The sequence below is a fragment of the Neoaquamicrobium sediminum genome, assembly GCF_013240295.1.
Taxonomy (GTDB): domain Bacteria; phylum Pseudomonadota; class Alphaproteobacteria; order Rhizobiales; family Rhizobiaceae; genus Aerobium; species Aerobium sediminum.
Map to the genome: position 1 here is coordinate 167,527 of NZ_JABETK010000006.1, position 26,110 is coordinate 193,636.

Here is a 26,110-nt window from a genome sequence, read left to right on the forward strand (position 1 = left end):
CGGCGTCAGCCGGGCGAAGCTTCACCCTTGACGCGGACGGCGGGCATGCGGCAGTTGACCGTTTCCTCCTTTCCCCTCTCCCTCCCCAATTTGGCCGCACCCATCGGCTGTGCTCGCTCCAAGAGATTGAGGACGTTCCTCGCATTCGGCTTTCTCGCCGCCGCAACGCCCAGCGCAACCGCCCAGGACTCCCCGGACCGGGTCGATCCCCCGTTCGATTGCTCGACGCCAATCCTCGATGCGGACACTCGGGAAATGGCGAGGCGCCTGCGCGTCCAGTTCGGCGGCGACGCGATCGTGCGCGAACTGCGCGAAACCTATGCGGATCGGCTGGCTGGGCTGTTCTGGGATCAGCGGGAGGGCGAGGCGAGCCGGCTGGTGGTGCGCCTCGTCGGCGACGAGCGGGAGACCGACCGCCATCTGACGGTGTGCGGCGAGCCGCTCACCGTCGCGTTCATCGCCGGGCAGATGCACGCGCGCGAAGACCTCGAAAAGCGTCACGCCGATAACCTGGAATGGCTTCGCGGGACCTTCCCTGGCCTCCAGAGAACCTATGCGGACGAACGGTCCGGGGAGATCGTGCTCGAGATCTACGCGCCCGAGGCCCATGGCGTCGATGTCGAGGCGCTGCGGCGCGAAAGCGAAAGCCGGATCGGCGCCCGCTGCGCATGGAGATGACCACGCACAAGGTCGGGCTCGTGCGCCTGCTGCCACGCACCTCGCCATAGCGGGCGTCATTGGTGCGGGGTGTCCTTGAGCACCACGTTCCAGTCATCCCACGAGGGGCGCAGGCGCTCGGCACTTGAGCTCGGTCCGCCCTTGAGCGCCAGCAGCCGGGCGGCGTAGGTCTCGCCCTGCGCATTGGCGTCGGTGGCTGCGACCAAGCGGGCGCCCGGACGGGCGAACAGCATCGAGATCGCCGCGGCCGTTGCCGGCGACCAGCCGCCGCCCGTGCTGAGATAGAGCGTGTCGGGCCGCAGGTTCTCGAGGGCGGCAAGGCTCATGGCGTCGATCGCGGCCTCGGTCACGCACAGCCGCAGTGCGTCCGCGGGACCGAGCCGGAACAGCACCTTGGCGCCCCCGGTCGCGAATCCGCGCCATTCGGGACCGCGCTCCTCCCACCCGCATATGGCCGCATCGGCATCGGTATGGGCCGCCCACATGCTGCCATACGGTCCCTCGCGCAGAACGCCGGCCGAGACCGCTGCCCGGATGATGCGTTCGGGTAGGCGACGGGTATCGCGCAGATAGCGCCAGGTGGCCGATCCGCGCCACGGCTTGCGGCGGGCCTGCCAGCGCTCGGGGACGGAGCGATCCGGCTTGCGGGAGCGTTCCTCCCGGTTCCATGCCGGTTCGGCAGGCTCATATCCGACGAGACCGGCGACGTGACCGAGAGCCTCGACAAAGGGCACGCCCGCAAGACGTTCGACCAGCCGGAAGACGTCGCCCTTGGCCTCGGACAGGGGATCGAACCAGCCGAGCCCATCATGGATGACGATGATGATCTCGCCGTTCCGGCGATATTTTCGCGCCCGGCGTGTGCTTTCCTTGCGGTCGAGCGCAAAGCCGCGCTCCTCCAGCGCGGCGGCGCAGGACACCTTTCCTCTCAGCTCTTCCAGTTCTGCTCGTTCCATCTTCGTCGGCGCCCCTCGGGCGCCCTTCCTTCGGTTTCACGCTCCCCCTTCCGTTAGGGGGCAGAAACCGCAAGGCCGCGAAGAGCAAGGCAGACAAGGGCGCGGCCCCGCAACCCGGCATTGTTGCCGGGTTTGCCGGGTTTGCCGGGAGAGGGCCGCGGCGCAGCCTCCCTTGTCGGCCGTAGCGCGCAAGCGGCACCCTCCGCCCGATCAATCCCGACGCCGCTCCTCCGCGTCGACGATGCGCTTGAGGACATCCATGTCCATTTCGGCGTGCGGGGAGATGCGCGCGATTTCGGCAGCCACACTCGCCCATCGGAAGAATTCCTGCCGATCGCCATCGACACGGGCACGTGTCGCCCGCCGTTGCGCCTCGTAATATGCGTTAGCCTCCTCAGCCATGATCAGAAGCTGCGCATCGGCCTGGCGCTGCCGGCGCTGGGCTTTTCGCTTTTCGATCCAGTGCAGGACGCTTTTCAGCATCGCGTTTATCCTTCTCCCGCACGGAATGCCCCACGACTGGGTCAAACGGCCGGTTTACCACCTTGAACATGATGCAATCAATGCTTAATATGCAATCATTGATGTGCGAGGCCCACAATGGCAAGCATGACGATCCGAAATCTCGATGAGCAGCTCAAGAAGCGCCTGCGCACGCGCGCTGCGTCGCGCGGCCGGTCCATGGAGGATGAGGCTCGCGAAATCCTTCGCGCGGCGCTGTCGGCCGAGCCGCGCCCCCAGCAGGGCAACCTTGCGACGCGGATTCGCAACCGGATGACAAAGGTCGGCGGCGTCGAGCTGGAGCTGCCGCCTCGCGAGCCGATCCGCGAGCCGGTCGATCTCGGGCAATGATCGTCCTCGACACCAACGTCATTTTCGAGCTTCTGACGCCAAGGCCGAACCATGCGGTCGAATCCTGGGTGGCAGACCAGCCGCCGGCGTCTTTGTTCACGACCAGCGTCACCGAGGCGGAAATCCTCTCTGGCGTCCGCCTGCTCCCCGATGGAAAGCGCAGGCGGAACCTTCTGGCCGCGATCGAGCCGATCTTCTTTGAGGATTTCGCCGGCCGCGTGCTCCTCTTCGACCGCGATGCCGCGGACGCCTACGCCACGATCGCTGTCGAGCGCCGGCATAGCGGGCGTCCGATCAGCCAGTTCGATGCACAGATCGCAGGGATCGCATTGTCGCGCGGCGCAGCTATTGCCACGCGCAACATCGCGGACTTTAGCGGGATCGGGCTGAGCATCGTCGATCCCTGGTCCTATGAAGGCTGAACGTTGGGAAGCATGACGATGAGCTTTTCGTGGAACGACATCGTTGCGGTTTACATGAGCCAGCCGTGGTGGGTCTGGCTCGTCGGGATTTGCGTTGCTGTGGTCGGCAGCAGATGGCTGGTCCGGGTGCTCCGGGCTCATGCCGAGAGGCCAGTCATCGCATCCGACGGGTTCCGGCAGTCCGGCGTTCACGTCGATTTTCGCGCCGGCACGATCAGGCTGCCGCGGGCGACACCTATCCCGTTACCCGCGTGCGTTCGCTGCGCTGGCAAGACTATGCACGGTTTGGCACTTATCGCGCCTTTGTCGAGGTCGACGATATGCAGCGGCCGATCCACCCCGTGGCGTTTTCGACGCCGGAAGAGCAGGAAGCCTTCGTCGCACGGCTGAGGACGGCCATCGCGAAGGCGGGCGGACCCCGGTTTTCGGTCGTGACGTCTGACGAGATGCACGTCGTCGAGCCCGACTTGAGCGATCCCGTCACGGCTGCCGTCGCAACTCGAGCGCGGTCGGTTGGTCGCCGTGTTTCCCTGCGGGCAGACGGTTAATCAGGTCGCTCCCGTCTCTAGTTGTCACCGCATGTCCGCTGCTACGGATGTTTCTGGCCGGAGACGACATAATCTTCTCAGTCGATTGACGTGGTCCGAAGAAAGCCAACTGTCACGCTTATGTTGTGATGCAAAGACATCATGTATCATTGAGGTAGACTGTCGCGGCGCGAGGTTCGGGGGAACGTCGATGCGTATTCAGGAGACTTCTGGCCACCTGACGGTACAGGCGATAGCCGGTACGTACGTCGTTCTTTTGGGGTGGAGTTTGCCGGAAGCCGAGTGCGGCGGCCTGGCCGGGTTTGCCATCCACCGAACAGATCACGAGGAGGACGATGCCATCTGGCTGCGCGGGATGAAGACCTTCGAGGCTACCGATCCTGGCGTGCCGTGGGGCAGCCTTCACTCGAGCCGCCGGCATCCGTTTCAGACCTTCATGTGGTCGGACTACTCGGCAAAGCCGGGACGCAGCTACACGTTCAGGGTTGCGGCCTTGAAGGGGTCCTCCCGACGATCTCGAGATCGTCGCCGAGACGGCGGTGACCGTCACCACTGAGGCACCGGAGGGCGGCCTCAACCACGTCTACTTCAACCGTGGTGTTGCCGCGAGCCAGGAGTTCGCGCGCCGCTTCGGCAATGTTCGTCCCGACGAAAGCGACCCCGATGACCCCAAATGGGAATGGCTTTCGAGGGGTCTCTATGAAGGCATGGTTTCCTTCGTCGAAGAAGCGGGAGCAGGCGACAAACTGCGCGTCTGTGCCTATGAGTTCCGCTACCTGCCATTCCTCAAGGTGCTGAAGGCGGCGATTGATCGGGGGTCGATCTCAAGGTGATCTACGACGCCAAGAACAAGCCGGACAAGGAAACTGGCATTGTCTTCCCGCGCGACGAGAACCGCAAGGCGGCCGTGGAGGCGGGTATCGCAGCGCACTGCATCGAGCGGTCTTCGGCCAAGTCCGCCATCAGCCATAACAAGTTCATCATCCGCTTCGAGGGCGATACGCCAGATGCCGTTTTGACGGGGGTGCGAATTTCTCGGCCGGCGGGATCTTTGGCCAGTCCAATGTCGGTGATGCCGTTTTCGGGAACGAGGATCTAGCGCGCAAATATGCGCGCTATTGGGATCTGCTGGCGGCGGATCCGACCGTGGCCAAGCTTCACCCTGAGGTGATGAAGCTCACGCCAACGCCCACCGGCCGTCCCGATGGGGCGACAAGTGCAATCTTCTCGCCGCGAAAGCCATTGGACATACTGGATTGGTATGCCGATCTGGCGAAGGACGCTAACGAGGCCGTCTTCATGACATTCGCCTTCGGCATGGGCGACGTGTTCAAGCGCGTGTTCCGTGAAGGTCGCGCGCCCCTGCGTTTCGCACTCATGGAGAAGCCAACGCGCCCGATGAAGGCGGGACCCGAACGGGAGGCAGAGCTCGAAGCGATCAGGCAGCTTCGCCTCATGGATGAGAACTTGTTTGCCATCGGCTCACATCTGCGGACCAACAGATTCGACGCCTGGCTCGCCGAGAAGCTGACCGGCCTCAATTCGAACGTCCGGTACGTCCACAACAAGTTTATGGTCCTCGATCCGCTTTCCGATGACCCGATCGTCATTGGCGGCTCGGCCAACTTTTCCAAGAAGTCGACGGATTCGAACGATGAGAACATGCTTGTCATCCGTGGAGACAGGCGGGTTGCGGACATTTATCTCGGTGAGTTCATGCGCCTTTACACCCACCATGCGTTCAGGGAATTTGCCGCGCGGCGGGCGACGCCCATCCGCCGCTCAAGCACCTGAGCACCGGTGAGTGGTGGAGAAGCTATTTTGGATCGCGTAACCAATCCCGACGCAGGACCTTCTTTGCGGGAGTGTCGTGATGGTCCCCGCCTCGAACGGATGCCCTAGCGGAAATCCCGCGTCTTCACCCTGATCTCATCGAGATGCCCGTATGGATCCGGCATATTGCGCGGTTTCGGCATGCAGGATGGCGATGGTCGCCAGACCTGGCGCAACGGCTATCGCGATCGCACTCTCGACACGCGGCTTGGCACGCTGAACCTGAAGATCCCGAAGATGCGCTCCGGGGCCTACTTTCCCGGCTTCCTGGAGCCGCGCAAGACGGTGGAGAAGGCGCTGGTGGCCGTCATCCAGGAAGCGTGGATTAACGGCGTGTCGACGCGCAAGGTCGATGAACTGGTGCAGGGATGGGTATGACCGGCATCTCGAAGTCGTCGGTGTCGAAGCTGTGCAAGGATATCGACGAGCGGGTGAATGCCTTCCTCAAGCGCCCCCTTGCCGGCGACTGGCCCTATCTGTGGCTCGACGCCACCTACCTGAAGGTGCGCGAGGGCGGGCGCATCGTCTCGGTGGCGGCGATAATCGCGGTCGCCGTCAACACGGATGGAAAGCGCGAGATCGTCGGCCTGCACATCGGCCCGTCCGAAGCCGAGCCATTCTGGACGAGCTTCCTGCGCGATCTGGTGCGCCGCGGTCTCACCGGCGTGAAGCTGGTCGTCTCCGACGCCCATGAGGGGCTGAAGGCCGCCATCACCCGCGTGCTCGGCGCGACATGGCAACGGTGCCGTGTTCACGCCATGGGCAACGCGCTCGCCTACGTGGCCAAGGGCCAGCACACCATGGTCGCGGCCGCGATCCGGCAGGCCTTCATCCAGCCCGACCACGACAGCGCCGTGCAGACCTGGCGCCATGTCGCCGATCAGCTGCGCGCCAGATGGCCGAAGCTGGGAACCTTCATGGACGACGCCGAAGCCGACGTGCTCGCCTACATGGCGTTCCCCGCTCAGCACCGAACGAAGTTGCACAGCACGAATCCGCTGGAACGGCTGAACAAGGAAGTGAAGCGCCGGGCCGATGTTGTCGGCATCTTCCCGAACGAGGATAGCATCGTGCGTCTGATCGGGGCCGTCCTGCTCGAAGCCAATGACGAGTGGCAGCTCCAGCACCGATACATGCAGGTCGAGGCCATGGCAGACCTCAACACACCAGTAATCGAGGAGGAAAAGACGATTCAGATTACACCGAGAGCCGCCTGATCATGACGGCCCGGAACCACACCCGAAATTACACCACGTTGACGGACGCTACCAACACGAGCGAATGACATTGCTCGACATTCCGGTCGACGAAGACAGTCTGGTTCGCTACTATACTCTTACTCTGCCCGACCTCTTGGAAATTCAGCTTCGCCGGCGAGAACACAATCGACTCGGTTTCGCGGTCCAACTCTGCTTGATGCGCTATCCTGGCCGCCAGCTATTGGCCAACGAGGTTCCGCCAAAGGCCATGCTTGACTATGTCGCCGAGCAGGTAGGCGTCAGCTCGGTGGCATTCAGGTTGCATGCGCGTCGCGAAGAAACCCGTAGCAATCACATTTCGCATCTTCAGGGCTATCTGCAAAAGCGAAACGCAACCGCCGAGGATCGGCGGGCCGCCTTGCTCACTGCAATTGAGACAGCGTCAACAACCGATGCCGGTGTTTCGATATCCGCCGCGCTTGTCGAAGAGCGATAACGAATGGTAATTGCATTATCGGTCGTTATTATCTGAGGACGTCGAGGCCGTGCTTTTCGACCACCGTCAGCAGCTTCAGCGCCATTCCGCTCGGCCGCTTCGCGCCGGTCTCCCATTTCTGAACCGTCGATTCCGATGTGTTCAAATGGCGCGCGAACACCGGCTGGCTGACGTGATTGCGCTCACGCAGCGCCTTGATCTTCTTGGCGTCAAATGTCGTCGGCCGTGACAGGCAGGCCTCGTCAAAGGAGCGCAAGGTCTGCTTGTCGACCGTGCCGGCACGCACCATGCCCTGTACCGCGCTGTGGATCGCCTCGAAGGCATCGCTCTTGAATTTTCCTTTAGTGGCCATCACCAATCTCCATCAACGCCCCGGCATTCAGTTCCGCATCGATATCGACCGCGGATTTGCGCCTATAGAGCGCTGCCAGCTCGCGGAATGCGCGCAATTCGTCCTCATCGATGTTCGCGCGGTCCTGCTTGGCGAACAGATAGACGTAAACCCAGAACTCGCCGCTCCTGGTGAGCAGGATCGATCGAAACCGATTGTCGCCGAGCCGCTTCTTGAAAACGCCTCCACCTAGATCGTCAGCCTTGCCCTGCGCCGCCTCCCTCGCCGCTCGCAGAAGCGCGGCGTCTGGAAGCCGTGCCTTCCGCGCCGCCTTGGCGAACCAGGCCGTTTTGAATACGCGATCAGGCATGCCAAAACATAGCACTTGGTGCTAGGGTAATCAAGGGCGCGGGCCAGTCGCTCCAATAGACATGTCTCCCCGAACGAATATCATAGGCGTCGGTGAATCGCGCGAACGCAAAGAAATTGCCATGGACGGGACTGAAGAAGACCTCCCCGACATCGTTGAGTTGGTTCGCGCCATGGGCATGCCTACGCCTGACGAGGCCGTGCCCGCGCCTGACGAGGCAATGCCGAGGAGTGAGAGGAAAGCCCCCTCCCCTGCCCTACCCGACACTGACTCTCGCGGGGGCGCGCGTTTGCCCGGCCATCTTGTAGACCTGGCCGGCCGTGCCCGGGACTATGTCGAAGCAGCTAGTTCGGCGAACACGCGCCGCGCCTACGCTTCCGATTGGCGTCACTTCGCCAGTTGGTGCCGACGGCAAGGGGTAGAAATGTTGCCACCAGACCCGCAGGTGGTGGGGCTCTACATCACCGCCTGTGCGTCCGGAAAAGCGACTGGAGACAAAAGGCCGAGTTCCGTCTCGACGATCGAGCGCCGCCTTTCGTCTCTTTCCTGGAATTTTGCACAGCGCGGCCAGCCACTCGATCGCAAGGACCGGCATATCGCCACCGTCATGGCCGGCATCCGGAACAAGCACGCCGCGCCGCCCCGGCAGAAGGAAGCGGTGTTGCCGGAAGACCTGATCGCCATGCTGGAAACGCTCGACCGCGGCACCCTGCGCGGCCTGCGCGACCGCGCAATGCTGCTGCTCGGCTTCGCCGGCGGCCTGCGCCGTTCGGAGATCGTCGGTCTCGACGTCGGCCGCGACCAAACCGAGGATTCGTCCGGCTGGGTCGAAATCCTGGACAAGGGCATGCTGGTGACGTTGCGCGGCAAGACCGGCTGGCGCGAGGTGGAGGTCGGACGCGGCTCATCCGATGCAACCTGCCCTGTCGTGGCACTCCAGACCTGGCTGAAGTTCGCGCGGATCATCCACGGCCCTCTGTTCCGCCGTGTGACGGGCGAGGGCAAGTCAGTCGGATCGGAGCGGCTTAACGACCAGGAGGTCGCGCGTCTCGTGAAGCGGACGGCGCTCGCCGCCGGCGTACGTGGTGATCTGCCGGAGGGCCTGCGTGGCAAGCTATTTGCCGGACACTCGTTGCGGTCTGGCCTCGCCTCTTCTGCCGAAGTCGACGAACGGTATGTGCAAAAGCAGCTCGGACATGCCTCCGCAGAAATGACGCGGAAATACCAACGCCGGCGCGATCGGTTTCGCGTAAATCTCACGAAAGCATCGGGATTATAGGTAAACGCTTTCTCCTCACCGCGTTCGATCGTCGATGACAAGGGGTAAGGTCGACTTGGCCTGCGACAGCACTTCATTGAGCACAGCCAGCACGGTGTCATCAGTGGCGCCACGGCCCGGTCGAGAAGCTCCGGGTCCAGCTTTTCTAACCGCTCCATGGTTTTGGAACCTGCTCCGGAAAAGCACGTAGAGCATTGTGCATTCTCTCGAAGCTGGTCGATCACGCGGACGGCTATGCCGAAAGGCCGCCGCCATTCGAACTTGCGCCGGCCATCGTGGTCGGCCATCACGCGGCGAGCGGATAGCGCTCGCCGGACCGAGCAGAGAATGCGGCGGCGAAGGCCTTCAGGTCGGGGACCGGGATGTGGTGCACAGAAGCAAACTCGAGTTACGGCGCCGGAGCGACCTCATATCAGGTCGACTCGCTACATCGATTTTCGCGGGATGTCGGCTCGGATAACATCCTTGTCCCCGTTGTCGGGGGAAATGAAATCTACGATGCGCCGCCGCGGTTCGTGCCGGAAGATTTCAATTAACTCCAGGACACCTACGAGCGTTTCGTCCGGTAATCAACTTGCGTACTGCACGAACCTTATTCTACGCCAGCCCTGCTAAACGCCAACTATTCCGTGGCGTATGGGGCTGAATGCCATTTCATAAAGTTACTTTTGAACAGCATGTCCTTCTTTTCGATCTCCCACCGGCTGTAGATATTTGTGATCTGCTCACGTAGCCAATTTACCGTTGGATCTGCGACCAATTGCTGGTGAAGTATCAGAGACACGCGCACGTTCGGTAACGGAAGCGGTGGCATAACCAAAGTGACGCCGCTTTTCTCATCGAGCAACGGCAGCAACCCATCGCCACAATGAGTGATGAACTCGGTTCCGCGCAACACCCAAGGGATAACAAGATAGTTCGAGATCGTCGCTGTGACCGTCCGGCTAAGCCCGCGCTCTCTCAGGGCAAGATCTGCCAGCCCTTCAGAGTGCCCGTCGGCGGAGATCTGAATATGTTTGGCGGCCAGGTATGCATCGAGGGAAATAGGCTCTCTCGCGAGCTTGCTCCCGCTCCAGACCGCGCAAAGGAGTCTGTCCTGACCCAATTCGATGCGCAGCAGGTTTGGCCCGTCGCTGACCGACGTACCAATCAGTGCACAGTCGAGATGCCGGCTGTGGATCAGTGTGTGTACTTCCGATGCGCTGATGGGAATAACGTTGAGCGTAGCTTTGGGCGCCCGTTTCGCAAACTCCTGTATCATGCCCTGGATAAAGGCGATCGAGTGATAATCGGTCAGACCTATTCGAAAGTTACGTCTCGTTTCCAGTGGATCGAATGTCTGATGACGGTCAATGGTGGCGCGGATCGTCGACAGGGCGCCGGCGATATCACTCGCCAGTTCTATGGCTCGCGGGGTTGGGCGCATCAAGCCGCCATCGCGCGAGAAGAGTTCGTCCTTGAAGAGGTGCCTTAGTTTGCTCAGCGAGTGACTGATCGCCGACTGCGTTTTTCCGAGGCGTACGGCAGCCTTTGTCACGCTTGTCTCACGCATGAGCACGTCGAACACGCGTAGCAAATTTAAGTCAACGTTATCGACGTTCATGCCGGCGCCACAAAACTCGCTCATGTTCTCGCACACAATATTACTCTGCATCATGCGGATGAAATTGTCACTAGGTTGGGCCGGTAGGGCTGCGATTATCCGTTAACGATATGCGAAACGCGCCGAAATCGGCTTGTCGCATCGGTGTGAACCAGACGCAAGACACTCCAGCGCCCAGTTCCAGCTGGTCCCAAGAAACCCGAGGGCCGCATGAAACACCTTCATTTTTAGTATGACAAAAATCGATTTGCCTAATACACGCAAATAGTCACAATTGCCCCGGTTGCAAGTACTCAAAAAGGGGAACTCCATGAAACTCACTTTCGTCAGCTTTGCTGCCGTGATGTCTTCCGCAGTCGCCCTGACGGCACCGACTTTCGCCGGCGACCTGCCAAAGACCCAGAGCGTGCGCGACACCGGTAAGCTCTCGATCGCAAATGGGCTTGCCTATGCGCCGTTCGAGTTCGTCGACACGGCAGGGAAGCCGGCCGGGCTTGATATCGAGTTGGCCGAGGCAAGTGCAAAGGCCCTCGGCGTCGAACTGGATATCACCACCATCCCGTTCTCGTCGCAGATTACCGCCCTGGCTTCAGGACGCGTGTCGATTGCATGGTCCACGTTTTCTGTAACAGAAGAGCGGTTGAAGCAGGTCGATTTCGTCACGTTTCTGAGTTCCGCCACGGTGTTGATGACAACTGCGGAGAACGCTGGTCGCTTCAAATCGAAGGACGATCTGTGTGGGGCATCCATCGCCGTTCAGACAGGCTCGATTGCCGATTTCGCTGCCGACAAGCTGAGCGCGGAATGCGAAGCCGCCGGGAAAGCAAAGATCGAAAAATCGATCTATCCCGAGCAGCAGGACACGATTCAGGCCGTGTCGACCGGGCGGGCTATCGGCCGCTTCGATGATTCCACCGCCGCAGGTTATCTTGAAACCGAGAGCAAGGGCAAGTTTGTTGTCGTTCCCGGGTCCTATTTCCCGACGCCTCTCGGACTCGCGGTCGCCAAAGGTGACAAGGAGACTGCCGAAATGATGCGCGCGACGCTGCAGCAACTCATGGACGACGGCACCTACAAGGGTATCGTCGACAAGTATAACATGAGCACATCGGCGACCGACAAGTCGATCATCATCACCGATCCGTCTCAGATCACGGGTCAGTAAACTCTCCCAGTTTGATTGACCCAGCGGGTACACTCTCCCGGCTTCGGGGCACGGGTGTACCCGCCGTCTAGCTGCTTGGAATCGCACATGGCCGACAGCGCTTACAAGGCACCCGCGAATGCCACCGATACGACGGCGCTGGTCGTTGTGCCGCTCAGGCACCCATTTCGGATCGCGGCTATCACAATGGTCGTCATATCGGTCGCTGCAATTCTCTATTCGGTGTTCACCAACAAGGAATTCCAGTGGCCGATCGTCGGCCATTACATGCTGAATCCAATCATATTGCGCGGACTGGCCACGACGATCACGCTGACCGTTGCTGTAATGATCATAGCGGTGATCATCGGAACTATCGCTGCTCTGATGATGCTATCCCCAAGCCGGTTGCTCTCTGTTCCGGCGAGGGTGTTTGTCTGGCTGTTTCGCGGCGCGCCGGCGCTGGTGCAGCTTATCCTCTGGTATAATCTTTCGATCGTCTTCAAGACGATCACTTTGTGGCTTCCGGGCGTAGGCACGATTTTTTCCGTTCAGACGAACGATGTAATGACCCCCATGACGGCCGCAATTGTGGCGCTGTCGCTTCACGAAGCGGGCTACATGGCGGAGATCGTAAGGAGCGGGCTCAATTCTGTGGTTCGCGGTCAGACGGAAGCCGCTCTCTCACTTGGGATGCGGCCCGCCCTGTCGATTAGACGGATCGTATTACCTCAGGCAATGCGGCTGATCATTCCCCCAACCGGGAACGAGGCAATCAATCTGCTTAAGACGACCTCCCTCGTGAGCATTATCGCGGTGGGCGATCTTCTCTACTCTGCGCAAGCAATCTACGCGCGTACTTTTGAGACGCTTCCGCTGCTCATTGTCGTCACCATCTGGTATCTGATCACCGTATCCGTCATGTCATTCGGCCAGTACCACCTCGAGCGGTACTTTTCCAAAGACGACCGGAAGACGGGACGCGGCCGCTCGCGCGGGATACTTCGCCGGATCTTCTCCTTTCGCCAGAGGGCTGCGGTCGCATGACTTCGCGCACGTCACACAATGCCCGGTTCGGCGCGCCTGAAAACGCGATGGTCTTCGCCGCCGGTATCCGAAAATCCTACGGACACTTCGAGGTACTCAAAGGCGTCGACCTCGAAGTGCCTGAGGGAAACGTCGCCTGTATTATCGGCCCATCCGGATCAGGCAAGAGCACATTCCTGCGCTGCATAAACCATCTGGAAGAGATCAACGGCGGTGTGCTTCTCGTCGATGGCGACTTCGTCGGCTATCGGCTGAACGGCAACAAGCTCTACGAACTGCCTCCAGCAGCGATTTGCGCGCGGCGTGCCGAGATCGGCATGGTTTTCCAGCAATTCAACCTCTTCCCCCACATGACCGTCATGGGAAACCTGATCGAGGCTCCGGTTCGGGTCCGCGGTGAGCGGCCTGCTGCCGCACGAGAGCGCGCCATGACGCTTCTCGAGCGGGTGGGACTGGCACAGAAGCACGATGCCTATCCCAGGAGCCTTTCGGGCGGACAACAGCAGCGCGTTGCAATAGCCCGCGCCCTCGCAATGAAGCCCAAGGTGCTTCTCTTTGACGAGCCGACGTCAGCGCTCGATCCGGAGCTCGTTGGAGAGGTGCTGACGGTTATGAAGGATCTCGCGCAAAGCGGGATGACGATGGTCGTCGTGACTCATGAGATCGGCTTCGCGCGTGAGGTGGCTGACCAGTTGATTTTCATGGATGAAGGCGTGGTGGTGGAACGCGGTAGTCCGCGCGAGATGATTGCAAGCCCGCAGTCGCGCCGGACCAAAGAATTCCTGGCGCGCGTGCTGTGACATCGAGATCCGAACAGCCCTGCCCGGCTGCTATTGATCGAGGCAGAGCAAGCTTTGACCCTGAGCCGGCGACGCAGATGTCGATGACGCCAGCGAGCGAGGGTGCCACGCTGACCGATGGATCAAGGCTGTGGTCGACTCTGATGGAGATAGCGAAGATCGGTGCGATCGCGGAGTCAGGCTCCTGCCGGTTATCCCTGTCGGATGGAGACAGGGATGCAAGAGACCGGTTCGCCTCCTGGTGCCGCGACGCCGGATGCAGCGTTCAGACCGACAGGTTCGGCAACATGTTTGCCATCCGGCCCGGCCGGCGAGCAGGCGCTCCCTGTATCCTGATCGGAAGTCATCTCGACACCCAGCCCCACGGAGGCCGTTTCGATGGCATTCTGGGCGTCCTGGCAGGACTAGAAATCGTCAGGTCATTCAATGACCATGCGATTGAGACCGACGGCCCGATCGTCGTTGTCAACTGGTCCAATGAGGAAGGTGTTCGCTTCAAGCCTGGTCTGACCGGCTCAAGCGGGTTCGCGGGCACACTGGAAGAGGCCGGGATCACCGGCAGCGATGGATCGGACTTTTTCAGGAGCTGAAGCGCATTGGCTATGCGGGTGCGTTCGAGCCGGATTTCACGGCGGCAGCCTACTATGAGCTGCATATCGAGCAAGGGCCTGTCCTCGAAACGGCTGGGGTGCCGATCGGCGTCGTGACCAGCATACAGGGCGTGCGGTGGTATGCAATCCAGTTGCATGGCCGCGACGCGCACGCGGGGACGACGCCGTCGGGAGCGAGGCGCGACAGCTTCATGGCTGCGGCCCGCCTCTCTTTGCGGCTTCGCGAAGAAGCACTAACCCTCGACCAAGATCTTCGCTTCACGGTTGGGCGCGTCGAAGTCGAACCCAATTCACAAAATACGATTCCGGGCCTGACGACCCTCTTCATCGACGTGCGGCATGCCAGCACGCAGGTTCTGGAGCGGTTCGAGCATGTGATGGCGAACGCTGTCTCGGAGGTTGCCTTGATCGAGGGCACGAGCGGAAAGTTTCGACGGACCATGTCCGTGCCTCCTGTTCTTTTCAATGAGTCGTTACAGGATCGCCTCATGGCAGGCGCACGGACAATTGGTGTCGAACCAATCCGCCTCCCCAGCGGTGCCATGCACGATGCGAGCAGCCTCGCGGCCGGAATTCCGTCGGCAATGATCTTCGTGCAATCGCGTGATGGGATCAGCCACAATCCGGACGAATGGTCTGAACCGGCCCATGTGGCGGCGGCCTGTGAAGCTCTCGCGCAGGCGATCGTTTCCCAGGCTTGTACTGCCACTAATGTAGCAGATGCAGCGCATGACTAGCCGATACGCCAGGCTCACTCCTCTCGTGGCTCCGGGAGGCCGCCCGCACAAGGATGACGCTCGCTCGGCGCGAGGAAGCTCTCGGTAAACGATCTGGCACGGAGGTTCGAAATGCTCACAGTCGTCAAGAATGGAACACTGGTCACTGCGGATCGAACCTGGGAAGCTGACATCCTTATCGACGGCGAGAAGATTGCCGCCGTCGGGCCGGACCTCAGAGGCGAGAGGGTGATTGACGCCGAGGGAGCATTTGTCATCCCTGGCGGTATCGATCCACATACGCATCTTGAGATGCCATTCATGGGAACGACGACAGCCGAAACCTTCGAGAGCGGCACGGCGCGGCTGCCTCCGGCGGGACGACGATGATTGTCGATTTCGTTCTCCCGGGTGCCGACGGCTCCTTGGTGAATGCTGTGAAGGACTGGCATCGCAAGGCCGATGGCAAGATTTGCATCGATGTCGGCTGGCATGTCGCGGTGACTGGCTGGAGCGAGCAGATCTGGCGCGAGATGGCCGAGGTCGTGAAGATGGGGGTGAACACTTTCAAGCACTTCATGGCCTACAAGGGCGCGCTGATGGTCGAGGACGACGAGATGTACGCGTCGTTCTCGCGCTGCGCCGAACTCGGCGCGCTGCCGCTGGTGCACGCCGAGAACGGCGACATTATCGATGAACTGCAGAAGAAATTCATGGCCGCTGGGCAGATCGGCCCGGAAGGACATGCCCATTCCCGCCCGCCCGAAGTCGAGGGCGAGGCAGCGAATCGGGCGATCATGATCGCCGATGCCGCGGGCGTCCCGCTCTATGTCGTTCATGTCTCCTGCGAGGAAGCACACGAGGCGATCCGGCGTGCCCGTCAGAAGGGCATGCGCGTCTATGGCGAGCCGCTGGTCCAGCACCTGACGCTGGACGAGAGTGAATATTTCAACAGCGACTGGGATCATGCGGCGCGGCGCGTCATGAGCCCGCCTTTTCGCGACAAAAAGCATCAAGACAGCCTATGGGCGGGACTGTCGTCCGGCAGCTTACAGGTCGTAGCAACTGATCACTGCGCGTTCACAACAGCGCAGAAGCGGATGGGCCTGAAGGGCTTCCCGTCGATACCCAACGGCACCGGCGGGCTTGAGGACCGGCTCTCTGTGCTGTGGACGCGCGGTGTTGAGACAGGCCGACTGACAAAAGAAGAGTTCGTCGCCGTCACGTCGACCAATATCGCGAAGATCCTCAACATATACCCGCGCAAAGGTGCTTTGGTACCGGGCGCCGATGCCGACATCGTTGTGTGGGATCCCAAGCTGCCGAAAACGATCCGCGCGGCGGAGCAAATGTCGATCATCGATTACAATGTGTTCGAAGGCTTCGAGGTCTCGGCGCAGGCCCGGTACACGCTGTCGCGCGGCAAGGCGGTGTGGTCGCACGGGCGCAATGCAAGACCAAGCGCCGGACATGGCATCTATGTGCCGCGCCCCGCCTTCCCGTCCGCGAACCGCGCGCTGTCGGTGTGGAAGGATCTGAACTCCCCCGTTTCATCAGGCGCGACCCGCAAAATATTCCGAGCGGCGTCTAAGACTCGCCGGACGGAGATCAGGGCAGAGCCTGCCCTTCTTTGGCAATGCATCAGGGCAGCGGCAGGTGTGCGAGCCTCCGCGACCAATGCCGGGTAGTCCGCCCGGGCGCCATTTGCGAGGGGGCGGGTTTCCTCCTCGCAGGCCGGGCCGGCCGGGATTGATTGGTCAGTCATTCTGAAAAGGGGAGAAGGCAGGATGGGCATACTCGGTGATCTGCGCAGCCTGATCGGCGAAGATCTGGTACTCGATCCGGAAAGCCTGGGAACGCGTGCAGCGGGTATCGGCCGGCCCGAAAAGATGGTTGCAGCGGCTATGGCCCGGCCCAAGACCACCGAGCAGGTGTCGGCAATTCTCCGGTGGTGCAACAGCAACGGTGTGAAGGTTGTTCCTTACGGGGGCAACAGTGGCCTCGTCCGCGGAACGCTGTCTCGTGCCGACGATGTCGTGTTGTCACTCGAACTGATGAACCGCATCGAAAACATAGATGGAGCGCAGCGCTCGGCGCTCGTCCAGGCTGGTGTTGTCCTGCAGCATTTGAATGATGCGGTTTCAGAGCATGGTCTCATTTTTCCGCTGGACCTGGGAGGACGTGGCAGCGCGACGGTTGGCGGTAACGCCTCAACCAACGCGGGAGGCAACCGTGTCATCCGGTTCGGCATGATGCGGGATATGACACTTGGGGTAGAGGCCGTTCTCGCGGACGGCACAATCGTCTCCTCTCTTCGGCCCTTTATCAAGAACAACACGGGATACGACCTGAAGCACCTCTTCATCGGCTCGGAAGGAACGCTTGGCGTGATCACCCGGCTCATGTTGAGGCTTCGCGAAAGGCCCGCCGAAAGCAACGTTGCCTTTGTGGCAAGCGATTCCTTCGCCGGTATGGTCGGCATGCTCCGCCACATGGACCGGGCGCTCGGCGGGACACTGTCGGCGTTCGAAGTGATGTGGAATTCATTCTACCGGCTCGTCACGTCGCCCCCCGCCATCGGACGCCCGCCCCTGTCCCAGGATTATCCGTTTTATATGCTCATTGAGGCCCTGGGCGCGGGGACCGATCAGTTCAACGCCGCGCTTGAGGGTGCGCTGGGCCTTGAGCTGATCAACGACGCTGTCATTGCGCAATCGCAAACCGAATGCACTGGCTTGTGGTCGCTTCGCGATGACATGAGCCAGCTGAATCGGCACGGGGTGCACATCACGTTCGACATCTCTTTGCCTGCTGCAGATATGGAGCGCTACACGCAGGAGGTGGCGCAGGAACTGCCGGACCTTATAGGGGACCACCAGCTCTATATTTTTGGACACCTGGGAGATGGAAATCTACATGTGGTCGTCGGGGTCTCGCTTGGTGTGTATCCGGAGGCAAAGGCGAAAGTCGAGCAGCTCGTCTATGGCAAGCTCAAGGCGATCGGCGGCTCTGTCTCGGCAGAGCACGGCATCGGGCTCGACAAAAATCGTGGCTTCCCATTAGCCGGAGCGAAGCGGAAATCGCACTGATGCGGGCGATTAAGCAGGCTCTGGATCCGATGGCAACACTCAATCCTGGAAAAATCCTTTAGCACTGGTCGGCAGCATAGCCGGCCGATGAATGTACGCCGCGCGAAAGATGCCTCATCATGGATGACGGCTGTTGCGGAGGTCACTGTCGCGGAGGTCATCGTGCCCGGCCTCCATCGTGAAGCGGTTGAGCAGGATTTTACAGCCCAACAACGAAGCTGAATTCGCCAAGCACGCCAAACCGGGCTGTTACGGTACTGCCGCCCAGCAGTTGCGTTACACCTGTTGTCGTGCCGCTCAGTACGACGTCGCCCGCGCGCAGGAACTCGCCGTGCGATGCTACCGCATTTGCCAGCCAGACGATTGAACGCAGTGGGTCGCCGAGGACGGCCGCGCCTGCACCGCTTGCAACGGGGAGAGAATCGACCAGCAGACTGGTTTCCACGGCTGCGAGCTTGTCGCGAAAAGTTCGATCGATTTCTTGTCCTAGCACGAATGCGCCATGGGCGACGTTGTCGGCCACCGAGGACGGACCATCGCAGTCTCGCCAGTTCGTGATCCGTCCGTCTGCAATCTCTACGGCGAGAACAATTGATTCAATTGCGTCTGTGATCCGGCGAGCACTGAGAGGGCGGGTTCGAGCGTCGAGGTCTGCTCCGATGCGAAAGGCAAATTCAACCTCAAGGCAGGGATCAATGAAGTCGTTCAGAGTAAGTTTGTCGCCCGCCTGGAAGGCCCAACGGCTTAACAGCCGACCATAGACAGGCTCCGTGATCCCGCGGCGCATCTGAGATAAGGGGTTGGTGGATCCGACCTTCCAACCGATGGGCTCGAGTCCGAGTTTCTCGATCGTGCGCCGCTGCACGGCATAGGCCTGATCGAGGACGCCGGCCCCGGGCCATTGGGCGACGGGAATTTGTGTTCGGCTGCGCATCGCCTCGATGAGAGCGTCCGAAATCTGTTCTCTCAGCGGGGCAAGATTTTTCGGCAGCTGCGGAACTCCAACAGAACGTCTGATGACGGCGGCGGCAGGACCCGGGCGTGTGAGCCGAAAGCCCCGCCACCTTCGCCATGTTCAGATTTTGGTCAGGGCGCCGTACAGGTCGGGCCGGCGATCGCGCCACCAGGGAAGGCTGGTTCTGGCAACACGAACCGCATCGAGATCAATCTCGGAGACGAGCAGCTGCGCGTTTTCATTGTCGCCGATCGCGAGGATTTCCGCCCCGACTGGCGAAATAATCATGCTCTGACCGAGATGCATCCTGCCATGCTCGTCCCCGGCACGGTTGATGGCAACGACGTATGCGCCATTCTCGTAGGCCCGGGCACGCATCGGAAGATCCCACGTGTTGTCACGAAGTTTCGTCTCACCATAGGAAGCGGCGCAAATCGGCATGAAGAGGATTTCCGCGCCTTTCGCAGCAAGGACGCGGGAGCCCTCGGGAAATTTCCGGTCATAACAGATCTGGATGCCGATCTTTGCTCCTTTCACGTCAAAGACATTGAGATCGTCACCGGGCGTAAAGTAGAACTTCTCATAGGAGCCTGTACCGCCCTTCAGCTGGCTGGGGAAGATCGCCGGGATATGGATCTTGCGGTAGATGCCGACGAGCGATCCGCGTTCGTCGATGACAGCTGTTGAGTTGTAGAAGCGGCCATTGTTCTTCTCACCAAAGGGCAGAACAAGAGCCATGTTGTGCTTTTTCGCGGCATCAAGCAACGGCTTGAGCCGTGCGTCGGACAGGTCGAGAAACCATTTCGCGAAGTCAGATTCCAGCCTGTTCGGGAAAAACGGCGTAAGGAACAACTCGCAGAAGCCGATGATGTCGACACCTTTTGCGCCGGCTTCTTCGACGAGTGTTAGCGCCTTCTCAATCTCTGCGCCGATGTCATCCGATAGGACGGGGCCGGTTTGCGCAGCGGCCACAGTTAGGGTTCTAGACACTTCGTTCTCCAGTTCAGATACGTGATGATGCACGGTGGGGTCAGTGTGCCTCTCGGCGAGGCTTCCAGGCGAGCAGCTTGGACTCTGCGAACTTCAGCACCGCGAACAGAATGAAGCCGATCATGCCGATCAGCGCGGCGCCGAAGAACATTCGGTCGACGCGGAACTGCCAGCGAGCTTCCTGAATACGAAAGCCCATCCCACTGTCGGCGGCGATGAGTTCGGCAGCGACAAGCACGAAAAACGCCATGCCGATGCCGAGCCGCAGGCCGGTGAAAATCTCGGGCATGGCGGATGGCAGGCCTATGCCAAAGAACGCTTGGCGCTTGCTTGCGCCGAGCGACAATGCGGCTCGCATAAGGAGCGGATCCGCATACCGAACGCCCTGATAAGTGTTCACATAGATGATGAAGAAGGCAGAGAAGGCGATCATCAGCACCTTTGATGCCTCACCGAGGCCAAACCAGATAATGAAGATCGGCAAAAAGGCTAGCGGAGGGATAGGCCGCAAAACTTCAAGGACGGGATCGATAATGTTCTCGGCAAACCGGCTTGACCCGGAAAGGCATCCAAGAAGTACGCCGAGGACTGCCGCGATCAGAAAGCCCTCAAAGACCCGCATCAGGCTTATGGCGATATCCCCGGGAACAAGCTCGCGAATATCCCACCCGGCCTCCAGCACCTGCGGGGGTGTCGGGATCATAACCGCCGGCACCCACTGTACCGATGCATTGACCAGGGCCAGTAACCACCACGTCGCCAAGAACGCCAGCAACGACAATGTCCGTATAATCATGTCACGCATATCAGATCATCCTGTCGCTATTACCGACGTGGTAGTCAGTGCGTGGCTACTGCTTGACGCACTCTGCGCAAACTTCGGAGAGCGGGCCAGAGAGGATTGATGCCTCGGCCGTCGTCGACTGCTTCAGCTCCTTGGCTTCGTAGAGAGCCTGGGCCTTCGCGTCATATTCGGCGCTCCAGGCACTGCTTAGCTGCAGGGACGTTTCGATACTGCCGAGAGTGCTGCTCACAACGTCCTGAGGGATGTTGATTTTCTTGCTGATGATAGATGCAGCCTCGTCCGTATTGGCTTTCATCCATTTCGCGGCCTCGTTGAGCCCCTTGAGTATCGCCTTCGTTTCATTAGGGTGTCCTTCGATGAAATCCGAACGGGCGAAGACTGCGGCGTAGAGGCCTTCAAGTTTCTTCTTCTGACCGTCGAGAGTGACTTCATCTGAGGCGGAGATGACCGTATCGCCATCCAGCTGACGCGAGTACGTCGCCCAGGGTTCCCAGATAAGAACAGCGTCAACATTGCCGCGCTGGAAAGCGAGGACGATATCTTCGGGCTGCATGTTGACCAACGTTAGCTTCTCAAAGTCGCATCCCGCCGCGGCGCAGGCCTTGGTTAGCATCGGCATTACGAGCGGAATGCGCATCATGCCGATCTTCTTACCTTCGAGGTCCTTGACGCTCTTAACCTGATCGGCCTTTCGCGCCACGATCTGGAAGGCTCCGGAGGTATCCGCCGTCCGTGCCAGAATCTTTACCGGTAGGCCGTTCGCGACCATGCTCATGGGATTCGTCCAGCCCGCGATCGCGACATTGATGCTCTGCCCGGCCATGCCCGCCGGAATTTCGGAGCCTGACGAGACGAAGCGTACATTGACGTCGGCGCCTGCGTCCTTGAAGAAGCCCTTTTCCTGGGCAACCACGGCCACGCCGCCCTGCTGAGCGTCTCGACTGGTCCAGATTTCGATGGTGTCCGCATAGGCAGCAGTAGCCGCCAGTGCGGTCAAGGCAGCGGTCGCCACCGCCGTGAAGTACTTCCTGGAAAACATGTTCCTTCCTCCTGTTTTGTTGGCTAGACCATCTTCAGTTCACTCAGCAGAGCATCCGACACTTGCTTTCGGACTCTGGTGAATTCCGGCGTGTTCTCGTCGCGCGGTCGCGGTAGCGGGACCGGAATAATGGTCTTGATCCGTCCCGGCCGCGCGGTCATGACGACGACACGGTCAGCCAGAAGGACCGACTCGTCGATACCGTGGGTGATGAAAAGGATCGTTGTCTTCGTCGTCTGCCAGATGCGCAGCAGCTCGTCCTGCAGAAAGCGCCTCGTCTGCGCATCGAGCGCAGCAAAGGGTTCGTCCATCAGCAACATTTTCGGACGGTTAGCGAGCGCGCGCGCAATAGCGACGCGCTGTTTCATTCCTCCGGAGAGCTCTTTTGGCCATGAATCCCGAAAGCGGGTAAGCCCGATCAGTTCGAGAAGTTCATCGACACGCTTCTCGATCTCGCGGGCCGGCACCTTATTGACGCGCGGACCGAACGCGATGTTTTGGCGAACGCTCATCCAGGGGAAAAGCGCGTGTTCCTGAAACACCACTCCGCGATCGGAGCCCGGCCCGCTCAGCGGCTTGCCATCCAGCGTGATCCGGCCGCCGCTCACCGGAACGAAGCCGGCGACCATGGATAGGAAAGACGACTTGCCGCATCCCGATGGGCCAACGATGGTAACGAATTCGCCCTCGTTGACGTCGAGAGAAATGTTCTCGATTGCCGTTACGCCGGAGCCTTTGGAGCCATAGCGCAAGGAGACGTTGTCGGCGACCAGCGTCGTCTTCGTGTTCATACCCGGTCCTTAGGGTGAATGTGGGTAAGCTGCCGGGGGACGAAACGTCCTGTGCCAACGGCCTGCGGTACCAGTACTCCATCTTGCAGCACTGGCTTACCGCGCACGAAGGTGTGGACGACCGAACAGGCTATCGACTTCCCTTCGAGCAGGGAGTAGCCGGCGGTTGATTGTATGCTCTCACGGGAAACCGCCGTGGGACGGTGCATGTCGACCACGGCAAAGTCGGCGTCGGCTCCGACGCAAATGGATCCCTTTTGCGGGAGACCCATAATGCGCGCAGGGTTTTCGCTGACCAGCCGCGAAATCGTCTCGATTGGGATCGAGCGCTTCCTTGCCTCGTCGAGCAACGAGCACAATGCAGTTTGCATCCCCGGAAATCCCGGAGCCGCCGCCCAAATCCCGCCGAGCTTGGCCTGCTTCGGCCTGTGCACATGATCGGTTGTGACCGTGTCGATATCGCCTCGTTCGATCGCGCTCCAAAGAGCCTCGCGGTCGTCCGCCGTCCTTAGCGGCGGATTGACTTTCCCGAGACCGTCAAGCCCGGAGTCGACGTCAAAAAGCAGATAGTGGGCGCAGGTTTCGATAAAGATGCGGTCGCCCGCCCGGCGCGCAGCCAATGCCGCATCAAGCGCTACCTTTGAGGATATGTGCACCAGATACACGGCGACCTTTTCCTGCCGCGCCAGATAGAGGACACGGTTGACGGCCTCCGCCTCGACAAATGGCGGGCGCGCTTCGTTCCAGGATACGAGTCCCTTTTGCCCGTCTGGATCGCGCGCTTTCGCACGCTCCTGCAGGGCCCAGACGATCTCGACATTTTCCGGATGGGGGCAAAGCATGCCACCCGCTTTGCCGAGTTCCTCGATGACCCGGAACAGGCGGCCATCATCCTGATTTTCCATGCCCAGCCGCTCCGCTTCCGGCCGCGGCTGGTCATAAAGAACTTGATCGTTGGAACGCCGAGTTCGCGCACGTAGCGAGAGATTTGGCTGATGTGCACCTCGTTTGCGACAATGAAGTGCATTCCGAAGTCAACTCTGGCACCGGCTTCAATCAGATCGCGTATCTCGGGGAATGCATCCGCGTAGTCACGGGTGTCCAGAACGAACGGGATGAAGGTTGTTATTCCCCGGCAGCTGCTGCGGCGGATTCAGCATCGGCGTCGCCCGGCACTTGCGGCGCGGCAATGCTTGTGCCGTGTCCCAGATGAATGTGGCAATCGACCATGCCGGGCAGAACGACCAGGCCCGTGCAGTCCACCGTCTGGCCAGCCGCAGCACAGTGGGAGGGATCGACTATTCCTGCGACCTTGCCGTGGTTGACAAGGATATTCGCTTCGACCAGCGCGCCTGAACTCAGCACCTGCCCATTCACAAGGATGAGGTCGACCTCGGCCATGAAAATGTCTACCTGTCTCGCCGTCCGGAATTGCGCTCACGTGGAATTGCAATCAGCTGTGCAAACGCCAGCCTGGGTATAATAAATGCGATGGCGACGCGACGGTCAAATGCATTATAGAGCCATGGCCATGACGGATTGTTATATCCAACCCGCTTGAAAAGCGCTTACGTTGGCAAATGGGCTTGAGAGGAGGCGCTTGATGTTGAAACACAGGCAGGTCGAAGCGTTCCGGGCAGTTGTCATCAACGGATCGATGTCGGCTGCAGCGGACATGCTTGGGATTACGCAACCGGCTGTCAGCCGATTGATCAAGGATCTGGAGTACGAAACCCGGCTTGGTCTGTTCGAACGTTCCGGGGCCGCCTGATTGCGACGGGCGATGCAATGGCTCTCTACAGGGAAGTGGATCGCTCATTTGTCGGCCTCGAGCGCATTGCCGGACTGGCGCGCGACTTGAGAGAGAGGCGCGGCGGCGCGCTGCGGGTAGCTGCTTTGCCTGGGCTCGCGAACGGCTTCCTGCCAGCATTTGCTGCAAACTTTCTGGCAAAAAGGCCCTCGCTGAACTTGTCCCTGCACGGCATGAACTCGCACTACATCCTCGAATGGATCGCCAGTGGCCAGTGCGATCTCGGTATCGTCGAGAACACTCAGCTCACAAACGTCACAATCGAGGAATTGCCTCCTAGCCATCTTGTCGCTGTTCTTCCGAAAGAGCACCGGCTTGTGGAGCGTGAGCAAATCGTTCCGGAAGATTTCGAGAACGAGGATTTCATTTCTCTCATTCAGCCATCCGTAATGCACGCGATGGTGGACGCAATCATGCGCGAGCGCGGCATCGTGCGGCGGATCAAAGCTGAAACCCCGCTCTCCATGATTGTATGCGGTATGGTGTCGGCCGGGTTCGGCGTGTCGATCGTCGATCCGTTCACGGCCGATCGTTACTCTTCGGCTCTTGTCGTTCGCCCGATCGATCCGCCGATTTCGATACATTGGACAATCGTGCTCCCGACGCATATCAAAGCATCGTCAATCACAAACGAATTTGTCTCCGAATTCAGACGGAGCTTTTGTGACTTTCTGGCGAGCCGATCATCCAGATCGGAGGCGGCAGCGTAAGGTGCGATCCGGTTTCGCTCGCTCAACAGAGCGAATTTAAATGGACACCTCCTGCCCTAAGCCCCGAACTATCGCGGCCTCTGCCGCAATCGAGGCTACGGCGAGATCCTGAAGCGCCACACCGGTTCCATCGAAGACCGTGATCTCATTGGATGAGGTCCTGCCCACTGCCAGTCCTGAGACGACAGCGCCAAGCGGTGTAATATTGGCTGGTTCGATTAACTTCTCGGCGATGGCATGTTGTGCTTCGCCGATCGTGCAAGACTGGGCGACTTCATCGGTGAAGACGCGTGCGTCCTGCAACAGGCGCGCTTCCACCTCCTGCTTACCCTTTGTATCCGTGCCCATGCACGCAAGATGGGTACCGGGGCGGACGTGGTCTCGCAGCAGGACCGGCGCATAGCTTGAGGTCACGGTGATGATCACATCGGCTTCGGCCCCGAGCCTAGCTAAGTCCGCTGCCTCGAACGGCAGGCCCAAGGCTGCAGCCGCATCGGCCAGCTTTGAGAGCTTCTCTGCTTGCCGGTTCCAGGCAATGACCTTATCGAATGTCCGGACTCGTGCGGCGCCGCGCATTTGAAAAACCGATTGATGGCCCGCGCCGACGATCCCAAGAACACGTGCGTCACGCCGCGCCAGGTGATTTATCGATACAGCTGAAGCTGCCGCAGTCCGCAATGCCGTCAGAAGATTGCCCCCACCGCCGCTTTGACTTGGCCGGTCTCCGGGTCGAACAGCAAGATTATCGATTGATGATTGGTGATGCCTCGGGTGATGTTCGAGGGCCAGTAGCCGCCTGCTTTGAGGCCGAGCGCGAGGCCGGCCTGATCGAAACCGGCCTTTATGCCGTAGAGCGCGTCTGCACAGCCGATAGCCTCCCGAACAACAGGGAAATTGCGGGCCTGACCACGCGCCATGGCGACGAAGACTTTTTCTACGGCGTTGAAGACATCCGTTTCGCTTACCAGGCCGGCGATAAGGCGCTCAGGCACAATGATCATCAGGTACTCGCACCGGTTGCTGGTTTTCTTTGACG

Annotated in this window: 28 protein-coding genes and 5 pseudogenes; 20 read left to right on the forward strand and 13 right to left on the reverse strand. The window is 60.3% G+C overall.

Going from position 1 to position 26,110, the window contains the following annotated elements; all coding sequences use genetic code 11:
- The first annotated feature begins 45 nt into the window (after positions 1-45).
- Positions 46-678, forward strand: a complete 633-nt coding sequence (locus HK436_RS29745; protein ID WP_173195164.1) for a hypothetical protein — start codon at positions 46-48, stop codon at positions 676-678.
- Between the two features lie 56 nt (positions 679-734).
- Here the strand turns inward: HK436_RS29745 and HK436_RS29750 are convergent, their stop codons facing one another.
- Both HK436_RS29750 and HK436_RS29755 read right to left on the reverse strand, forming a co-directional pair.
- The gene (locus HK436_RS29750; RefSeq protein ID WP_173195165.1) at positions 735-1,634 is read right to left on the reverse strand and encodes a DUF3991 and TOPRIM domain-containing protein; all 900 of its coding nucleotides are present in this window, start codon (positions 1,632-1,634) and stop codon (positions 735-737) included.
- Positions 1,635-1,844: 210 nt separating this feature from the next.
- The gene (locus HK436_RS29755; RefSeq protein WP_173195166.1) at positions 1,845-2,117 is read right to left on the reverse strand and encodes a hypothetical protein; all 273 of its coding nucleotides are present in this window, start codon (positions 2,115-2,117) and stop codon (positions 1,845-1,847) included.
- 117 nt (positions 2,118-2,234) lie between these two features.
- On the opposite strand from HK436_RS29755, the gene HK436_RS29760 reads away from it, so the two are divergent.
- The 9 genes and pseudogenes from HK436_RS29760 to HK436_RS29785 form a co-directional block, all read left to right on the forward strand.
- Positions 2,235-2,486 carry a FitA-like ribbon-helix-helix domain-containing protein gene (locus HK436_RS29760; RefSeq protein ID WP_173195167.1) on the forward strand — a complete coding sequence of 84 codons (252 nt, stop codon included), beginning with the start codon at positions 2,235-2,237 and terminating at the stop codon, positions 2,484-2,486.
- Positions 2,483-2,908: a type II toxin-antitoxin system VapC family toxin gene (locus HK436_RS29765; protein ID WP_173195168.1), complete on the forward strand. Its 426-nt coding sequence runs from the start codon at positions 2,483-2,485 to the stop codon at positions 2,906-2,908. Before HK436_RS29760 ends, HK436_RS29765 begins: the two co-directional genes overlap by 4 nt.
- Positions 2,909-3,159: 251 nt before the next feature.
- Positions 3,160-3,456 (forward strand): hypothetical protein, encoded by a 297-nt coding sequence (locus HK436_RS29770; protein WP_173195169.1) that lies wholly within the window; start codon positions 3,160-3,162, stop codon positions 3,454-3,456.
- A 190-nt stretch (positions 3,457-3,646) separates the two neighbouring features.
- Entirely contained in the window at positions 3,647-4,012 is a 366-nt protein-coding gene (locus HK436_RS30855) for a hypothetical protein (protein ID WP_206680661.1), read from the forward strand.
- Positions 3,996-4,289: a phospholipase D-like domain-containing protein gene (locus HK436_RS30860; RefSeq protein ID WP_206680662.1), complete on the forward strand. Its 294-nt coding sequence runs from the start codon at positions 3,996-3,998 to the stop codon at positions 4,287-4,289. Before HK436_RS30855 ends, HK436_RS30860 begins: the two co-directional genes overlap by 17 nt.
- Positions 4,286-4,555: a hypothetical protein gene (locus HK436_RS30865; protein WP_206680663.1), complete on the forward strand. Its 270-nt coding sequence runs from the start codon at positions 4,286-4,288 to the stop codon at positions 4,553-4,555. Before HK436_RS30860 ends, HK436_RS30865 begins: the two co-directional genes overlap by 4 nt.
- 47 nt (positions 4,556-4,602) lie before the next feature.
- Entirely contained in the window at positions 4,603-5,250 is a 648-nt protein-coding gene (locus tag HK436_RS33315; RefSeq protein ID WP_206680664.1) for a phospholipase D-like domain-containing protein, read from the forward strand.
- A 198-nt stretch (positions 5,251-5,448) separates the two neighbouring features.
- Positions 5,449-6,506: pseudogene (locus HK436_RS29780) on the forward strand (IS256 family transposase); the annotation flags it as partial.
- Positions 6,507-6,570: 64 nt separating this feature from the next.
- A pseudogene (locus tag HK436_RS29785) lies at positions 6,571-6,972 on the forward strand (DUF4158 domain-containing protein); the annotation flags it as partial.
- A gap of 40 nt (positions 6,973-7,012) precedes the next feature.
- Here HK436_RS29785 and relB read toward each other — a convergent pair.
- Both relB and HK436_RS29795 read right to left on the reverse strand, forming a co-directional pair.
- Positions 7,013-7,336 carry a type II toxin-antitoxin system RelB family anti-toxin transcriptional regulator gene (gene relB, locus HK436_RS29790; RefSeq protein ID WP_173195170.1) on the reverse strand — a complete coding sequence of 108 codons (324 nt, stop codon included), beginning with the start codon at positions 7,334-7,336 and terminating at the stop codon, positions 7,013-7,015.
- The gene (locus HK436_RS29795) at positions 7,326-7,685 is read right to left on the reverse strand and encodes a type II toxin-antitoxin system RelE/ParE family toxin (protein WP_173195171.1); all 360 of its coding nucleotides are present in this window, start codon (positions 7,683-7,685) and stop codon (positions 7,326-7,328) included. Before HK436_RS29795 ends, relB begins: the two co-directional genes overlap by 11 nt.
- A 121-nt stretch (positions 7,686-7,806) precedes the next feature.
- On the opposite strand from HK436_RS29795, the gene HK436_RS29800 reads away from it, so the two are divergent.
- Positions 7,807-8,964 (forward strand): site-specific integrase, encoded by a 1,158-nt coding sequence (locus HK436_RS29800; protein ID WP_173195172.1) that lies wholly within the window; start codon positions 7,807-7,809, stop codon positions 8,962-8,964.
- A 622-nt stretch (positions 8,965-9,586) separates the two neighbouring features.
- Here HK436_RS29800 and HK436_RS29805 read toward each other — a convergent pair.
- Complete coding sequence (locus tag HK436_RS29805; protein ID WP_173195173.1) at positions 9,587-10,591, reverse strand: LysR family transcriptional regulator; 1,005 nt, start codon at positions 10,589-10,591, stop codon at positions 9,587-9,589.
- 259 nt (positions 10,592-10,850) lie between these two features.
- Between HK436_RS29805 and HK436_RS29810 the strand changes: the two genes are divergently transcribed.
- The 7 genes and pseudogenes from HK436_RS29810 (at position 10,851) to HK436_RS29840 (ending at position 18,036) form a co-directional block, all read left to right on the forward strand.
- Positions 10,851-11,732 (forward strand): ABC transporter substrate-binding protein, encoded by an 882-nt coding sequence (locus tag HK436_RS29810; protein ID WP_244649552.1) that lies wholly within the window; start codon positions 10,851-10,853, stop codon positions 11,730-11,732.
- 87 nt (positions 11,733-11,819) lie between these two features.
- Complete coding sequence (locus HK436_RS29815) at positions 11,820-12,758, forward strand: amino acid ABC transporter permease (RefSeq protein WP_173195174.1); 939 nt, start codon at positions 11,820-11,822, stop codon at positions 12,756-12,758.
- On the forward strand, positions 12,755-13,558 hold the full coding sequence (locus HK436_RS29820) for an amino acid ABC transporter ATP-binding protein (RefSeq protein WP_280515904.1): 804 nt from the start codon (positions 12,755-12,757) through the stop codon (positions 13,556-13,558). The genes HK436_RS29815 and HK436_RS29820 overlap by 4 nt, the downstream gene beginning before the upstream one ends.
- A gap of 287 nt (positions 13,559-13,845) precedes the next feature.
- Entirely contained in the window at positions 13,846-14,148 is a 303-nt protein-coding gene (locus tag HK436_RS32705) for a M20/M25/M40 family metallo-hydrolase (protein ID WP_173195175.1), read from the forward strand.
- 5 nt (positions 14,149-14,153) lie between these two features.
- The gene (locus HK436_RS29830; RefSeq protein ID WP_312860810.1) at positions 14,154-14,906 is read left to right on the forward strand and encodes a hydantoinase/carbamoylase family amidase; all 753 of its coding nucleotides are present in this window, start codon (positions 14,154-14,156) and stop codon (positions 14,904-14,906) included.
- A gap of 111 nt (positions 14,907-15,017) precedes the next feature.
- Positions 15,018-16,432, forward strand: a pseudogene (gene hydA, locus HK436_RS29835) (dihydropyrimidinase); the annotation flags it as partial.
- Between the two features lie 357 nt (positions 16,433-16,789).
- Positions 16,790-18,036 (forward strand): annotated as a pseudogene (locus HK436_RS29840) (FAD-binding oxidoreductase).
- A gap of 137 nt (positions 18,037-18,173) precedes the next feature.
- Here the strand turns inward: HK436_RS29840 and HK436_RS29845 are convergent.
- From HK436_RS29845 to HK436_RS29875, 7 genes are all read right to left on the reverse strand, one after another.
- Entirely contained in the window at positions 18,174-18,908 is a 735-nt protein-coding gene (locus tag HK436_RS29845; RefSeq protein ID WP_173195176.1) for a 2-keto-4-pentenoate hydratase, read from the reverse strand.
- 141 nt (positions 18,909-19,049) lie between these two features.
- Positions 19,050-19,919 carry a carbon-nitrogen hydrolase family protein gene (locus HK436_RS29850; RefSeq protein ID WP_173195177.1) on the reverse strand — a complete coding sequence of 290 codons (870 nt, stop codon included), beginning with the start codon at positions 19,917-19,919 and terminating at the stop codon, positions 19,050-19,052.
- 40 nt (positions 19,920-19,959) lie between these two features.
- A complete protein-coding gene (locus HK436_RS29855; protein ID WP_173195178.1) occupies positions 19,960-20,724 on the reverse strand; it encodes an ABC transporter permease in 765 nt (254 codons plus the stop codon).
- A gap of 46 nt (positions 20,725-20,770) precedes the next feature.
- On the reverse strand, positions 20,771-21,763 hold the full coding sequence (locus HK436_RS29860) for an ABC transporter substrate-binding protein (RefSeq protein WP_173195179.1): 993 nt from the start codon (positions 21,761-21,763) through the stop codon (positions 20,771-20,773).
- Between the two features lie 23 nt (positions 21,764-21,786).
- Positions 21,787-22,554, reverse strand: a complete 768-nt coding sequence (locus tag HK436_RS29865) for an ABC transporter ATP-binding protein (protein WP_173195180.1) — start codon at positions 22,552-22,554, stop codon at positions 21,787-21,789.
- Positions 22,551-23,459, reverse strand: coding sequence for a dihydroorotase (locus tag HK436_RS29870; protein ID WP_173195181.1), 909 nt, complete (start codon positions 23,457-23,459; stop codon positions 22,551-22,553). Before HK436_RS29870 ends, HK436_RS29865 begins: the two co-directional genes overlap by 4 nt.
- A gap of 220 nt (positions 23,460-23,679) precedes the next feature.
- Positions 23,680-23,955 (reverse strand): hypothetical protein, encoded by a 276-nt coding sequence (locus HK436_RS29875; RefSeq protein ID WP_173195182.1) that lies wholly within the window; start codon positions 23,953-23,955, stop codon positions 23,680-23,682.
- Between the two features lie 202 nt (positions 23,956-24,157).
- Between HK436_RS29875 and HK436_RS32160 the strand changes: the two genes are divergently transcribed.
- Together HK436_RS32160 and HK436_RS29880 are read left to right on the forward strand one after the other, a co-directional pair.
- Complete coding sequence (locus HK436_RS32160; protein ID WP_244649553.1) at positions 24,158-24,325, forward strand: helix-turn-helix domain-containing protein; 168 nt, start codon at positions 24,158-24,160, stop codon at positions 24,323-24,325.
- Between the two features lie 17 nt (positions 24,326-24,342).
- Positions 24,343-25,074 carry a LysR substrate-binding domain-containing protein gene (locus HK436_RS29880; RefSeq protein WP_244649554.1) on the forward strand — a complete coding sequence of 244 codons (732 nt, stop codon included), beginning with the start codon at positions 24,343-24,345 and terminating at the stop codon, positions 25,072-25,074.
- Positions 25,075-25,110: 36 nt separating this feature from the next.
- On the opposite strand, the pseudogene bhcD reads toward HK436_RS29880, so the two are convergent.
- A pseudogene (gene bhcD / locus HK436_RS29885) lies at positions 25,111-26,075 on the reverse strand (iminosuccinate reductase BhcD).
- Positions 26,076-26,110: the final 35 nt, after the last annotated feature.